This window comes from Ruegeria sp. BE10, from assembly GCF_056538905.1.
Genome location: NZ_JBQFTX010000002.1, coordinates 140667 through 154720 on the forward strand (window position 1 = coordinate 140667; position 14054 = coordinate 154720).

The window sequence follows — 14054 nt, forward strand, 5'->3', positions numbered from 1 at the left end:
CAGTCATACAGAGAAAAATAGACATGAGCAGTTCCAATGCACCCCAACTAAGCCGTCGCGGCTTTGCCTTTGGCATGGCCGGTTTGACGGTAACCGCAGCTTGTGGCAACGGCGTGGGTAACACCAACGCCGCCACCATCGACGCGCGCGTCGATGCCACACTAACCGAAATGTATGCGAAATATCCCAACACGGTTGAGATCGCAAACAAAGCCAACGGCATGTTGATCATGCCCCTGATCACCGACGCCGGATTAATCTTCTTTGGTGGCGCCTACGGCCAAGGCGCTTTGCGCATTCAGGGCGCAACGGTTGATTACTATTCTGCAATTTCCGGAACCGCCGGCCTGCAAATCGGCGCGCAACAATATGCACATGTCCTGTTCTTCATGACCCAGGACGCACTGAACGATTTCCGCCGTTCCAGCGGATGGACTGCCGGTGCCGATATTGGCTATGTGGTGGATGCAACTGGAAACTCCCTGTCCACTGACACAACGACTTTGCGTTCGCCTGTGCTGGCGGTGGTATTCGGCCAAGCCGGTTTGAAATTCGGCGCCACTGTCGAAGGCACCAAATATACGCGGATCATTCCTTAAACATCGGACTACCACTCCCCCCTCATTAGTCCCCGCCACAGGTTCCCAGCTGCGGCGGGGTTTTTCATTTATAGCGCTGTAAACGCGAATATTCCCGGGCTGTTCCTCTTTCGGTCGATCCAGCCATCATCTAGTCTGACCTCAATCGGAATAGGATCAGGATTGTAGGCCGCAGATGGGATTTGTTTTTCGCTGGCTCGTACGCATTACAACGGGTCTGGTCCTGCTGGCTTTGGCCGCTGTGGCATTGGTGTATTTCCTGGCGAGCCAGTCCCTGCCGGATTACGATCAAACGGTCGAGGTTCGGGGGCTGAACGCCCCGGTCGAGATCATCCGCGATACCGCCAATGTCCCTCATGTCCTGGCCGAAAATGACCCGGATGTGTTCTTCGGTCTGGGCTATGCCCATGCGCAGGACCGTCTTTGGCAGATGACGGTCATGCGCCGTACCGCCCAGGGGCGCCTGTCGGAAATTTTCGGCGCGCGTACCGTCCATGTCGACAAGCTGCTGCGCCGACTGGACCTTTACGGTCTGGCCCACCGCTCGGTCGAGGCCCAGGACGATTACACCAAAGCCGCCTTGCGCGCCTATGCCGCCGGGGTGAACGCGCGGCTGGATGAGATCAACGAAGCCGCCCTTGGCCGTGGTGCGCCCGAGATGTTTTTGTTCAACGCGCCCGTTTCGCCCTGGCAACCGGGTGACAGCATTGCGGTGATCAAGCTGATGGGTCTGCAACTGTCAGGCCATCTTGAGGACGAAGTGCTGCGTGCCCGTACTTCATTAATGCTGAACGATCCGGCGCGGTTGACCGATATCCTGCCGAATGTGCCGGGGGCTGGTATTGCCGCCCTGCCAGAATATGCCGCTTTGTTTCCAGGGCTGCCCCGTTACGCCCGCGGCACGCCTATGCCCGACACGCCGCTGTCGCCTTTTCCGAAACGAGGATTGGCCGGAGCGTCCAATGCCTGGACCGCCGCGCCCTCACGCTCGGCCAGTGGGGGAACGTTGTTGGCCAATGACCCGCATCTAGGGTTCACTGCCCCCGGTGTCTGGTATCTGGCGCGGCTGGAGTTGGCCAAAGGTGGCGTGATTGGTGCAACTATTCCCGGTGTTCCTGCCATCATGACCGGGCGCAGCGATCGTTTGGGTTGGGGTCTGACGTCGTCCTACCTGGACGATCAGGACGTACATATCGAGCAGTTGAACCCCGACAACACCGAGGAATACCTGTCGCCGGATGGCTTCAAAAAGTTTCGCACCCGCCCCTCGATTATCGAGATCAAGGACGAGGCCCCCATCACCCTGACCCTGCGTTGGACGGAAAATGGCCCGGTCCTGCCTGGAAGTCACTACAATCTGGAAACGATCACGCCTCCGGGTCATGTCGCCTCGTTGTCTTGGACGGCGCTTAGCCCGCGCGACACGTCGATGACGGCGTCTATGGCCCTGATGAATGCCGACACTGTTCGCGAGGCCATTGATGTGGGCGAGCTGTTCATTTCGCCCTCGCAAAACCTGTCGCTGGTCGACAAGGACACGATCGGTCTGAAATTGATTGGCGCAATGCCCAAACGTGACCTGCGCAACCAAAGCCGTGGCCGCATCCCAACACCCGGTTGGCTGGCCGAAAACCTCTGGCAAGGTCGCCTGCCCTATGCCGACAATCCCGAATTCGTGGCCCCCGCAGGTGGTATTCTGGGCAACACAAACAACAAGATCATCGACCGCCCCTTCCCCTTGCATGTCTCGTATGAATGGGGCGACACCCAGCGCGTTCATCGCTGGGAACGCCTAATGCAATCGCGCGAGGTTCACACGCGCGACAGCTTTATCGAGGCGCAACTGGATACCGTCAGCTTTACCGCCCGCTCATTGCTGCCGCTGATCGGCGCGGATCTTTGGTTTACCGGCGCATCCGCCCCCGAAGGCACTCCGGAACGTCAGCGCCAGATCTCCCTGTCCTTGCTGGCCGAATGGAACGGTGAGATGAACGAGCACCTGCCCGAACCGCTGATCTATGCCGCGTGGCTAAGGGCGCTGCAAATACGTCTGATCTCGGACGAGCTGGGCCCACTGGCCGCCGAATACAAACATGTCGAGCCGCTGTTCATCGAGCGCGTCTACCGCGACATCGATGGCGCGTCGGTCTGGTGTGACGTACGCCAAAGTGCCCCCTCTGAGACCTGCACCGACATGGCGCGGCTGGCGCTGGACGATGCGCTGATCTGGATCGCCGAAAACTATGGAACCGCACTGCAATCCCTGCGCTGGGGCGATGCGCATCAGGCAACACACGATCACCCGGTTTTGGGCTCGGTTCCGGTTTTACGGTTCTTCGTCAATATCCGGCAATCTACAAGCGGCGGCGACAACACCCTGCTACGCGGGCGTACCTCGGGCGAAGGTAAGGACCCGTTTCAGAACGTACATGGAGCAGGTTATCGCGGTGTTTATGACTTTGCGGACCCGGACAGCTCGGTGTTTATTACGGCAACCGGCCAGTCGGGCCATTTCCTGTCGCGCTATTATGATGATCAGGCTCAGCTATGGCGGCGAGGCGAGTATATCCCGATGTCACTGGACCTGGATTTGGCGCGCGCTGCGGCGGTCGGAGTGACCAACCTGATCCCGCGCTGAATTCCGCTGTTTCGGCAAGACCTTGCCCCCTGCTACCCGCCCCCGTGGACGCCGAGTGCCGTTTTCGCATACGATCTGTCAGCGGATTATGTGGGACCGGGGGCACAAATGGCGAGTATTCGGGATAGGCTGAACAACCTTGCGCGCGACTATGCAATCGCCTGGAGTTCGGGTGATCATAATGCAGTCGCCAGCTTTTTTGCCGCCGACGGGCAGATATCCATGAACCGGGCTGAACCGCTGAAAGGCCGCGCCGCGATCGCCGAAATGGCCCGTGGATTTCAATCAGACTTTCCCGATCTTGAGCTACGCTGCGACATGATGCGATGGGCTGGGCCCCACGCTATCTTTGTTTGGACCTTCGAAGGCCACCATACCAAAACCGGCAATCTCGTCGTCACACGGGGTTGGGAAGAATGGGACCTGACCGAAGACCACAAAGTTCTAACCTCGCAAGGCTGGTTCGACGTCGAGGATATGCAGCGTCAGATTGATGGGCGTTGATTGCTAAATCCCGGCGAATTGCGCCGCCTGCCTGTCCGTCCACAATACAGTGATTTCGAACCCGTCTTCGGTCTGCTTTTCGGACCGCACGACATCCTGTCGAAACAGCCAGGCGCGCCTGTTGCCCTCGGCGAATCCCAAAGACAGTATCTCTTCGTGTCGCGCACCCTGCAGCTTGGTTGCAATCTCGGCCAGCAGAGGGTCTACCCCTTCGCCGGTAACCGCCGAAATGGCGAATATCGACGGATCACGTTTGGCTCGTTTAAACGCGGCCTCGCGTTCGTCGCCATTCAGTAAGTCGATCTTGTTCCACACCTCCAGCCGGGGGCGTTCTTCGTCGACGCCCAGCGAGGTCAAAATCGCCTCGACATCCTGCGCCTGTGCATCGGATTCCTCATGGCTGATGTCGCGTACGTGGACAACGATATCGGCGCCCAGAACTTCTTCGAGTGTCGCCCGGAAAGCCGCGACCAGTTCGGTCGGCAGGTTCGAGATGAAACCCACCGTGTCCGACAGGATCACCTCAGGACCGTCGGGCAACTCAACGCGGCGCATGGTCGGGTCCAGCGTGGCAAACAGCATGTCCTTGGCCATCACCTCGGCCCCGGTCAGACGGTTGAACAGTGTGGATTTCCCGGCGTTTGTATAGCCCACCAGGGCCACAATCGGATATGGCACCTTGGCACGGGCAGCGCGGTGCAGCGTGCGGGTTTTGACAACTTTTTGCAGCTGCCGCCGCAGACGCACCAGTTGTTCATCAATCGCACGGCGGTCGGCCTCGATCTGGGTTTCACCGGGACCGCCCACAAACCCCAATCCGCCCCGCTGACGTTCCAAGTGTGTCCAGGCCCGCACCAGCCGCGTTCGTTGATAGCTGAGCGCCGCCATCTCGACCTGCAACACACCTTCGCGGGTGCGGGCGCGGTCGCTGAAAATCTCAAGGATCAGGCCGGTTCGGTCGAGGATTTTGACCTTCCAAGCCTTCTCAAGGTTGCGCTGTTGCACGGGTGAAACCGGCCCGTCGATCAGAACCAATTCGATTTCATTGTCATGAAGCCGCTCGGCCAGTTCCTCGATCTTGCCGCTGCCGAACAGCAACCCCGGCTGGGCGCGTTGCAAGCGCACAATTTCAGACCCGATCACATCCAAATCGGGCAAAGCGGCAGCCAGCGCCACCGCCTCATCCAGCGCTGGTTCGGGAACGCGGCGCTGTTCATCAGATTTGATTTCCGGATGCAGCACCCAAGCCCGGGTGCGCGTCCTATCGTGTTCCATCAAGAGGCGTCTTCGCCCTCATACAGGCTGATCGGCTGCGACGGCATGATGGTCGAAATCGCATGCTTATAGACCAGCTGCGACTGTCCGTCGCGGCGCAGCAGCACACAGAAATTATCGAACCAGGTGATCACACCCTGCAATTTCACACCGTTGATCAGGAATATTGTGACCGGGACCTTTGCTTTCCGTACATTGTTCAGGAACGCGTCCTGCAGATTCTGTCTGTCCGAAGCCATATTTTATTATCTCGCCATTGTTCTTGCTACGCGCTGCGGACCAACGCGCTCCCTCCGCAGGAGTATGGAGTGCTGCGCACAGATATTCCAGATGAAAAATCAGTCAATTCTGGAATGCCGAAGCTTAATCGCGCCAAAGGGTTGGCGTAATCAAGGCAATGATCGCAAGTGTTTCCAGCCGCCCGATCACCATTGCCGCACACATTGTCAGTTTGGCTCCAAGTGACAGGTCCACAAGTCGGATGGGAATATCCGTGGCCAGTTCAATCACCGGCCCCGTCGTGCTAAGCGCCGCAACGGTCAGGACCATGGCCTGTTCAAACCCTGCCCCCATCATCGCCAGCAGCAGGTTGAACAAGGCGGCCGTCAGTGCGAACATCATCAAAAAGATCCAGGCGATAAAGGCTCCGTCGCTTTGAATGCGTCGGTTACCACCCCCTACGCCGCTGACCGATGAGGGGTAAATCAGCCGGTCAATCTCACGCGCACCGTTCAGGTACAAAGCGAATACCCGCAGCAGTTTGACGCCGCCCGCCGTGGTTGCGACTCCCCCGCCGATCAGGGCCAGCCCCATAAGGATCAGGCCGGGCGTCCCCAGCCCCGACAATTGTTGTGCGTCATTCCAGTTGGCGCTTTCGAACCCGGCCGTTGTCAAGAAAGCCAGTGCCGTGAACACCATACCCCAGAACACATACACCGCATCAATCGGGCTCAGTGTTCCGCCGATTTCATTGACGCCCGCCCACACACGAAAAAACAAAAGCGTTGCAACGGCGATGACGATCAGCAGACCGATCCGAAACTCTGGGTCCTTGTCCAGCCGCGAATACCCGGTGGTGGCGGTATCCGTGGAAAAGGTCAGTCGGGACAGGGCAAAGAACAGGAACAAGAATATGATCGCCTCACCCGTGAAACCAGCCTGTGCGCCCTCAAGCCCACCGACCGGAGAGATTCCGGACGTAGCCATTGTGGACATCGCATGACAGATGGCAGTCAGTCCTTGCTCGCCTGCGATCAGCAGCAACAGCCAGATCACCGCCGTCAGACCTGTATAAACTGGCGTCAGCGTGCGAGTCACTCGGATCAATCGTCCACGCGGATCGACCTTTTCACTTTGTGCAACACCAGAGACTGGACGGCCGGGTTGCCCACGTGCGGTCACCTCGAACCCGCCCAACGACAGCGGTGCCAGAATCGCGGCAGCCGAAATCCACATCAGCAAGCCGCCCATCCAACCCACCAGCGCCCGCCAAAGGTGCAGCGGGGCCGTAAGGCGATCAGGGTCTGGGAAAAGGTCAGCGCCCGTGGTTGTCAGCGCACTGACCATGTCGAAATAGGCGTTCAAGAAAGTGGTATTGCCCAACGCATCGTGCAGCGGAATGGCAAGAAACAAGGGCAGTACCGTAAAACACCCCAACAACACCGCCAACTGCCCCAACGTGCCCCTTCGCGGCACCCGGTTCGATGACGCCAACCCGACCGAGGCCACCACGAACAGCCCCAACAAACCGGAATAGAAGAACGACCGCGACGTGTCATGATCATCCAGCGCCAGCGCATAGATCGCCGGCACCCACATCGACAGCGAAAACACCGCCCAGATCAGCAGGAACAGCGGCAATCGCCGCACCAAACCGATCTGCTGTGTTCGCGCGCGCATCATCAGAAGAAATCGATCGAAACCTGCAGCAACCGCTCGACCTCGGGCACATCCTTGGCCATGGCAAAGATCGCCACGACATCTTTTTCCTCGATCCGCAGGCTGCCAGTGGGGCGCAGCACCTCATCCCCCTTGCGTACGGCACCCACCAGAACGCCTTCGGGGAAATCAATGTCGCGCAGTTTTTGACCGGCCAGCGGCGAGGTCGACAGCACCTCGGCCTCGATCACCTCGGCCTCGGCATCCCCAATGGAGTAGACCTGCCGCACCCGCCCGTGGCGAATGTGACGCAGGATTGAGCTGACGGTCGTTGCGCGCGGGTTGATATAGGCATCGATCCCCAGCGGGCCCATCAGCGCCACCATAGTGGGGTCATTGATCAACGCAATCGCCAGCGCACAGCCTTCGGCTTTGGCGCGCACCGCGGCCAGCATGTTGGCCCGGTCATCATCGGTAACCGCCAGCATCGCATCGGCCCGTTCGATGCCCGCCTCGCGCAACAGTGCGGCATCCAGCCCGTCGCCATTCAGAACAATCGTTCGTTCCAATGCTTCAGCGGCATGTTCGGCACAGCTGCGATCCCGTTCGATGATTTTGGCGCGCACTCGGCTTTCACGCTCTTCCAGCGTGCGCGCAACCTCAAGCCCGACGTTACCGCCACCGACGATCACGACGCGGTCCTGTTTCTTTTGGGTCTTGCCAAAGACCTCCATCGTGCGATCAACGTCCTGAACATTGCTGAAGACATAACATTCATCGCCAACGAACAACTGGTCCTCGGATTCCGGAGCAAACAGGCTGCCGTCGCGCCGAACCCCCACGACAATAGAGCTGAGTGTTGAAAACAGATCTGTCAGTTGCCGTAGCGGCGTATTGACAATGGGACAGTCTTCTTCGATGCGGATGCCCAGCAACTGGGCTTTACCATCCATGAACATTTCCGTGTCAAAGGCCGAAGGTGCGGACAGGCGGCGCATGGCGGCGGCGGCCACCTCGCGCTCAGGGCTGATCACCACGTCGATGGGCAGGTGATCGCGACGAAACAGGTCCGAGTGGATGGCCTGAAGATAGGATTTCGAGCGCAAGCGCGCGATCTTGCGCTGGATCGAGAAAATGGAGTGCGCCATCTGACAGGTGACCATATTCACCTCATCCGAATGGGTCGCGGCAATGATCATGTCGGCGTCACGGGCGCCTGCCCTCTCCAGCACGTCCGGATAACTGGCAAACCCTGCAATCCCCTGCACATCCAGCGTTTCGGTCGCGCGACGCACCAGGTCAGGGTTGTTGTCCACCACCGTCACATCGTTCAGCTCGCCCGAAAGGTGCCGTGCAATCTGCCAGCCGACCTGACCCGCACCGCAAATGATGACCTTCATGTTTTTGGCCCTTCTGCCTGAAATCTTTGAATGACAGATGCCCCCAAAGCGGTCAATTGAATTGTCATACCGGCAAAGCTAAGGCAAGATAAGCCTATGAAATCAGTACTTCGTTTGATTATTCCATTGATGGTCCTGTCCGCATGCGAAGGCCCCCTTTCACTGTATTATCGTGAAGGTGAGAGCGTTACGCGCCTGCAAGCCGAGACCACTCAATGCCAGGTTAAGGCGCTGGAAGAGGTTCCGGTGGCCACTCAGATACGTCAAAGCCCGCCCACATATTGGCCCGGGCGCACCTATTGTGATGGGCGGGGGCGCTGTTACCGCTCGCCCGGCTGGTGGCAGCCCGGTCAGGTTTACAGCGTCGATGCAAATCAAGGATTGCGCAATCAGGTCGAGGCCCAGTGCATGGCCAAAAAAGGGTTTCGCCCGATCAGCCTGCCGCCTTGCAAGCAGAACGTGAAATCACGGGTGCCCGCCGCGGCCACCACGACATTGCCACCGATAGGCACCCAATCGTGCTATGTGAAATTCGACAACGGGTCGTTCCAGATCATCGATCCCGGTCAGGCGGGGTAACGGCCCGGCGGACTATTCCGCCGGCTCCGGTTCGTCCAGTTGTGCCACTCGCGCGCCCGATTTGTTCGAGGTCACAACCCCCAGCGATTTTAGTTTGCGGTGCAGCGCGCTGCGCTCCATCCCGACAAAGCTGGCGGTACGGCTAATATTGCCGCCAAAGCGGTTGATCTGGGTCAGCAGGTATTCCCGCTCGAACGCCTCGCGGGCTTCGCGCAGGGGCAAGGTTGCCAGCGCACCCGATAGCACCACACGACCCGAGTCGTCGGTCTTTTCTTCTTCGGCGGGCAATTCCTTGGCCTCGATCGGGCCAGAATCGTCCCCCAGGATCAGCACGCGTTCAATCAGGTTCTTGAGCTGCCGCACATTGCCGGGCCAGGTCATGGTCTGTAACAGCGCCACCGCCTCTTCCGAGATCTCACGCATCGCGAGCCCCTGCGTTTCATTACACATCTCAATGAAATGCTGCGCCAGAACCGGGATATCCTCGCGCCGTTCTTCCAGCGACGGCACCGCAATCGGCACCACGTTCAGGCGGTGATACAATTCTTCGCGGAACCGATCGGCGGCGATTTCCGTTTCAAGATCGCGGTTGGTTGATGAGATTACCCGCAGATCAACCCGCACCTTGTCCGACCCACCAACACGTTGGAATTGCTGATCGACTAGCACACGCAATATCTTGGACTGCGTGCCCATCGGCATATCGGCCACCTCGTCGAAATAGACCACACCGCCATGGGCCTCTTCCAACAGGCCGGGCTCGATGCCGCGTTCCGAGGATTCGCGGCCAAACAGAACTTCTTCCACACGCTCAGGTTCAACCCCGGCGCAGTTCACGGTCACAAAGGGCGCATTGGCGCGGTTGGAATGCGCGTGGATATATCGCGCAGCGATTTCCTTGCCCGATCCGGCAGGGCCGCTCAGCATCACACGACCGTTCGACTTGGTCACCTTGTCCAACTGGCTTTGCATCGCGCGGAAAGACGCGGACTTGCCGATCATATCCGAATTGGTGACCTCTTTGCGCTTCAACGAGGCATTCTCGCGACGCAGGCGCGAGGTTTCCATGGCGCGTCGGATCACCACCATCAACTGGTCGATGTTAAAGGGCTTTTCGATAAAGTCATACGCCCCTTGCTTGATCGCCGCCACGGCAATTTCAATGTTTCCATGGCCGGAAATAATCACCACCGGCACGTCGGGGTTGTCGCGTTTCACTGCCTTCAGAATGTCGATCCCGTCCATGCGGCTGTCTTTAAGCCAGATATCCAGTATCAACAGCCCCGGCGGTTCAGAATTGATTTCGGCCATGCACTCGTCCGAGTTGCCAGCCAGCCGGGTTGAATAGCCTTCATCCTCCAGAATGTCGGACACCAGCTCGCGAATATCGCGTTCGTCATCTACGATCAGAATGTCGCTCATCTTTGGCCTGCTTTCAGTTTGTTTGTATGAATTGCCTGCTTCTGTGGCGCTGCGGTCGGAGAGAGATTTCCCCCCGGTAAACGGATCACGGCCATCGCACCAAAATGGTCCTGTCCGTCAAAGACGGGTGCATCTTCCAAAGTGAGCGCCCCGCCATGTTCTTCGATAATCTTTTTGACGATGGGCAGGCCCAAACCTGTGCCCTCGTCCCTTGTGGTCACATACGGCTCGAACAGTCGCGCCCGGTCTTCGGGCAGTCCAATGCCGTTGTCAGCGATGGTAATCACCGTACCCGCGTCATCGCTGATCACGTCCACCTTTATCTGTGGCTTCAGGTTTTCTGGTGGGCCTTTTTGTTTCAGTGTTTCAATGGCCTCACCGGCATTCTTGATCAGATTAGTCAGAGCCTGATTCAGCATCGTGGCGTCCACATCCGTCAATATCGGTTGATCCGGCAGCGTTGCATCGATTTGCACGTCCGGCTGCCCGGCCTGCTGCAACAGTACTGCCTCGCGCACCAGTCCGACGACGTCTTCTTCGCGCCTGTCTGGTTCCGGCATCCGTGCGAATTTCGAAAACTCGTCTACGATCCGCCGTAGATCATTTGTCTGCCGCACGATAACGTCGGTCATGGACTCAAGGCTATCGCAATCCTCTTCATCCAACTTGCGTGCGAATTTGCGTTTAATCCGTTCAGCGCTCAGCTGGATTGGCGTCAGCGGGTTCTTGATCTCGTGCGCGATCCGCCGCGCGACGTCGCCCCAAGCGGCCATCCGCTGCGCACTGACCAGATCGGTCACATCGTCGAAAGCAACCACATAACCCTCAAGCCCGCCATCTTCACCACGGCGGGTGGCCATGCGGACCAGCAGGTTTTCAAGTTGACCTTTGCGAGTGACCTTGATCTCACCCTGCACGGCCTCTTGCCCACTTTCCTTTAGGCTTTCGAATAGCGGTAGGAACTCCGGCACCGCAATTCCGATGGCAAGCTGCTCATCCACGCGCGTCCAGTCCAGCAACCGCTCAGCTGAACGGTTCACGAATGTTACGCAACCATCTGGGTCAACACCAACCACGCCCGAGGTTACCGAGCTAAGCACAGAATCGAACAAGCGCCGACGGCGTTCAATCTGGCGGGTATTCTCAAGCAACGTGTCGCGCTGCCCTTTAAGTTGTCGCGTCATCTGATTGAAATAACGGCCTAACATTGCAATTTCATCATCGTTGGCCTCTTCGATCACCTGCACACTCAGATCACCCGCACCAACGCGTTGAGCAGCCGTGGTCAATCGACCCACCGGGCGCGAGAGGCGTTCGGCGAACCACATGCCCAGCGACATGGCCGCCAGAATAAGGATCACTGCAAAGCCCAGATACAGCAGCCCGAATTCGAACAGCACCCTGCCCCGTTCGCTTTCCAACTGTTGGTAGAATTGCGCCGTTTCCTTGGTATCGTCCAGCAGCGTCAATAGCTGTCCATCCACCTCGCGGCTGACATACAGATACCGGTCCAGATAAGCCTGCAATGGAACAAGCGCGCGGAATTCATTATTTTGCCAATCGGCGATGATCAGGACGCCGTCATCTGTGGCCTGAATCATTTGTTCAGGTGTGGGGGCCTCGAAATCGAATAGATAAGAACGATCCCCGCGCGACTTGATTTCGCCAATACCATCAATGACATACGCCTCGCGCAGACCACGTTGAATCTGCGCTTGTCCTTGCGCAAGAACTTCGCGCAGCTCCGCGTCCGAAATGTAAAAGTCACGGTTACGCGCATTATCCAGGTACCGCGCAAGAATGGTTGCGTCCTGTGTCAGACCCTGCCGGTGTTCCAACTCATATGCTTCGGCCGCGGTCAGGGACGAGCCCACCACCTGACGTACGCGATCCGAAAACCACCCTTCCAAGCCGATATTCACCGTCAACCCCGCAAAGATCGCAACGGTGACAGTCGGCACCAGAGCCAACAGCGTGAATGCGCCAATCAATCGAAGGTGTAGACGGGAGCCCGCGGATTTCGCCCGGCGCGCCGCGATCAGGTTGAAGACCTGCCCCAGAACAAGGGCGGCCACGACCAGCACATAAACCAAATCTGCCAGAAGGATCAGGCGCAGTGTTGGGGCCGTTGCCCCCAGATCAAAAGGACCGATGACAAGATAGGTCGACAACGCCAGCGCGGGGCCCAGAAGAACCAGCCCCAAAGTGCCGAAATTGCGCAGTTTTCGGGATTTCCGCCACCGATTTATCGCTGGAATCGGCCCGCTCTGTGCCCGGGTTGCCACCGTCTGCCCTCATCCTGATGTGTCGCTTGCGCGACGTACCGCCATATGTCGTGGTCCTTGCCGGGTGAGAACCCAGATGCCACGATTTGTGTGGCGATATTACATCAGTTTGCGTCGGCGTGTCACCTGAATATCGAGATCTGTAATCTTTTTCCGCAGCGTATTCCGGTTAATCCCCAGCAGATCCGCACATTTCGCCTGATTTCCGCCGGTTGCGTCCAAAGCCTGTTCTATCAATGGCGCCTCGACCTCGCGCAAAATCCGCTGATACAGACCCGGAGGCGGTAAGAGATTTCCGTGCAGGTCGAAATATCGGCGCAAATGACGGGCAACTGAGGCCGATAATTTCTCACGTTCACCATCGCCCAGAATCGGTTCGGCCTCGGGCTGGCTGCCCAGAACCATTTCGACCTCAGATTTGGTAATCTCGTCGGTGCGGCTGGTCAGGCTCAGACGGCGCACGGCGTTTTCCAGCTGCCGCACATTGCCCGGCCACGAATAACGTCGAAACAGCTCTACAGCATCAGGGCTGAGCCAGCGTTTGGCGCCATGCTCACGCTCTTCGCGCGCCAGAAAGTGATCGGCCAACAAGATGATGTCGTCCACCCGCTCGCGTAAGGCGGGCACATGCACCGTTGCGCCGCACAGGCGATAATACAGATCTTGGCGCACCCGCCCATTCTCCATCGCTTCGGTCAGGTCCGACTGGCTGGTGGCCATGAAGCGCGGAACGTGATCACCGGGCGCATCCATCATACGCACGATGCGTGCCTGCAATTCGTCTTCGATATCAGCAATCTCATCGATCAACAGTGTGCCGCCACGTACGCGCGCCATGATGCGTGCGGGCCCTTCCAGATCGCGCAGGTCCGCCGCAGTGGCGGTTAAAAACGGCAATGTGCGCCGATCCGAGAAATCATGAATAGCGCGTGCAATCAATGATTTACCTGTGCCACTATCCCCAGATATCATCACCGACAAATCGGTATTCATCACCCGGGCGACCAACCGGTACAGCGCCTGCATCACTGGTGTACGCCCAACAAGGGGCAGTTCTTCGGGGCGATCTTCGGAAACTTCGATCGCTTCGGTCTGCACATGTTGCTTCTGCTCAAGCGCCCGAGCGGTCCGCTTCATCAGATCGGGTAGATCGAAGGGCTTGGGCAAGTAGTCATAGGCATCCGCCTCAGCCGCCTGAATCGCCGTCATGATCGTGTTCTGGGCCGAAATCACGATGACCGGCAAACCGGGTCGATCTTGCGAGATTTTCGGTAGCATCTCCAGCCCGTTACCGTCTGGCATGACCACGTCAGAGATCACGACGTCGCCTTTGCCTTCGCCAACCCAGCGCATCAACGTGGTCAGCGACGAGGTCGCGTGTACTTTGCACCCCGCCCGCGTCAGGGCCTGCGTCAGAACAGTGCGGATCGTGCGGTCGTCATCTGCAACCAGTACTGTACCATCCATCGGGTGC

Annotated in this window: 11 protein-coding genes; 4 read left to right on the plus strand and 7 right to left on the minus strand. The window is 58.4% G+C overall.

The genetic code is table 11. The annotated features are described in order from the left end of the window. The first annotated feature begins 23 nt into the window (after window positions 1-23). The 3 genes from ACR0M2_RS06025 (at window position 24) to ACR0M2_RS06035 (ending at window position 3741) form a co-directional block, all read left to right on the plus strand. Window positions 24-599 carry a lipid-binding SYLF domain-containing protein gene (locus ACR0M2_RS06025; protein WP_170358718.1) on the plus strand — a complete coding sequence of 192 codons (576 nt, stop codon included), beginning with the start codon at window positions 24-26 and terminating at the stop codon, window positions 597-599. A 175-nt stretch (window positions 600-774) separates the two neighbouring features. Beyond that, complete coding sequence (locus ACR0M2_RS06030; protein WP_480704287.1) at window positions 775-3237, plus strand: penicillin acylase family protein; 2463 nt, start codon at window positions 775-777, stop codon at window positions 3235-3237. A 108-nt stretch (window positions 3238-3345) separates the two neighbouring features. Further along, entirely contained in the window at window positions 3346-3741 is a 396-nt protein-coding gene (locus ACR0M2_RS06035) for an SgcJ/EcaC family oxidoreductase (RefSeq protein ID WP_480704288.1), read from the plus strand. 3 nt (window positions 3742-3744) lie between these two features. Here ACR0M2_RS06035 and hflX read toward each other — a convergent pair whose 3' ends face one another. The 4 genes from hflX to trkA form a co-directional block, all read right to left on the minus strand. Further along, complete coding sequence (gene hflX / locus ACR0M2_RS06040; protein WP_170348882.1) at window positions 3745-5016, minus strand: GTPase HflX; 1272 nt, start codon at window positions 5014-5016, stop codon at window positions 3745-3747. Then, window positions 5016-5255 (minus strand): RNA chaperone Hfq, encoded by a 240-nt coding sequence (gene hfq / locus ACR0M2_RS06045; protein WP_010440340.1) that lies wholly within the window; start codon window positions 5253-5255, stop codon window positions 5016-5018. Before hfq ends, hflX begins: the two co-directional genes overlap by 1 nt. 124 nt (window positions 5256-5379) lie before the next feature. Beyond that, entirely contained in the window at window positions 5380-6918 is a 1539-nt protein-coding gene (locus ACR0M2_RS06050; RefSeq protein ID WP_480704289.1) for a TrkH family potassium uptake protein, read from the minus strand. Continuing rightward, window positions 6918-8294, minus strand: coding sequence for a Trk system potassium transporter TrkA (gene trkA, locus ACR0M2_RS06055; protein WP_170375566.1), 1377 nt, complete (start codon window positions 8292-8294; stop codon window positions 6918-6920). Before trkA ends, ACR0M2_RS06050 begins: the two co-directional genes overlap by 1 nt. A gap of 96 nt (window positions 8295-8390) precedes the next feature. On the opposite strand from trkA, the gene ACR0M2_RS06060 reads away from it, so the two are divergent. After that, complete coding sequence (locus ACR0M2_RS06060; RefSeq protein ID WP_480704290.1) at window positions 8391-8873, plus strand: hypothetical protein; 483 nt, start codon at window positions 8391-8393, stop codon at window positions 8871-8873. 12 nt (window positions 8874-8885) lie between these two features. Here the strand turns inward: ACR0M2_RS06060 and ntrX are convergent, their stop codons facing one another. The 3 genes from ntrX to ACR0M2_RS06075 all read right to left on the minus strand — a co-directional run bounded on the left by ntrX (window position 8886) and on the right by ACR0M2_RS06075 (window position 14047). Beyond that, the gene (gene ntrX, locus ACR0M2_RS06065) at window positions 8886-10295 is read right to left on the minus strand and encodes a nitrogen assimilation response regulator NtrX (RefSeq protein ID WP_170348886.1); all 1410 of its coding nucleotides are present in this window, start codon (window positions 10293-10295) and stop codon (window positions 8886-8888) included. Further along, window positions 10292-12580, minus strand: coding sequence for a sensor histidine kinase NtrY-like (locus tag ACR0M2_RS06070; RefSeq protein ID WP_170358731.1), 2289 nt, complete (start codon window positions 12578-12580; stop codon window positions 10292-10294). The genes ntrX and ACR0M2_RS06070 overlap by 4 nt, the downstream gene beginning before the upstream one ends. Window positions 12581-12679: 99 nt before the next feature. Beyond that, window positions 12680-14047: a response regulator gene (locus ACR0M2_RS06075; RefSeq protein ID WP_170348888.1), complete on the minus strand. Its 1368-nt coding sequence runs from the start codon at window positions 14045-14047 to the stop codon at window positions 12680-12682. Between the last annotated feature and the right edge of the window lie 7 nt (window positions 14048-14054).

Coding starts and splice junctions, on each gene's coding strand:
- ACR0M2_RS06030 (WP_480704287.1), top strand. CDS start 775: ATGGGATTTGTTTTTCGCTGGCTCGTACGCATTACAACGGGTCTGGTC.
- ACR0M2_RS06050 (WP_480704289.1), bottom strand. CDS start 6,918: ATGATGCGCGCGCGAACACAGCAGATCGGTTTGGTGCGGCGATTGCCG.
- hfq (WP_010440340.1), bottom strand. CDS start 5,255: ATGGCTTCGGACAGACAGAATCTGCAGGACGCGTTCCTGAACAATGTA.
- hflX (WP_170348882.1), bottom strand. CDS start 5,016: ATGGAACACGATAGGACGCGCACCCGGGCTTGGGTGCTGCATCCGGAA.
- ntrX (WP_170348886.1), bottom strand. CDS start 10,295: ATGAGCGACATTCTGATCGTAGATGACGAACGCGATATTCGCGAGCTG.
- ACR0M2_RS06035 (WP_480704288.1), top strand. CDS start 3,346: ATGGCGAGTATTCGGGATAGGCTGAACAACCTTGCGCGCGACTATGCA.
- ACR0M2_RS06075 (WP_170348888.1), bottom strand. CDS start 14,047: ATGGATGGTACAGTACTGGTTGCAGATGACGACCGCACGATCCGCACT.
- ACR0M2_RS06060 (WP_480704290.1), top strand. CDS start 8,391: ATGAAATCAGTACTTCGTTTGATTATTCCATTGATGGTCCTGTCCGCA.
- ACR0M2_RS06025 (WP_170358718.1), top strand. CDS start 24: ATGAGCAGTTCCAATGCACCCCAACTAAGCCGTCGCGGCTTTGCCTTT.
- trkA (WP_170375566.1), bottom strand. CDS start 8,294: ATGAAGGTCATCATTTGCGGTGCGGGTCAGGTCGGCTGGCAGATTGCA.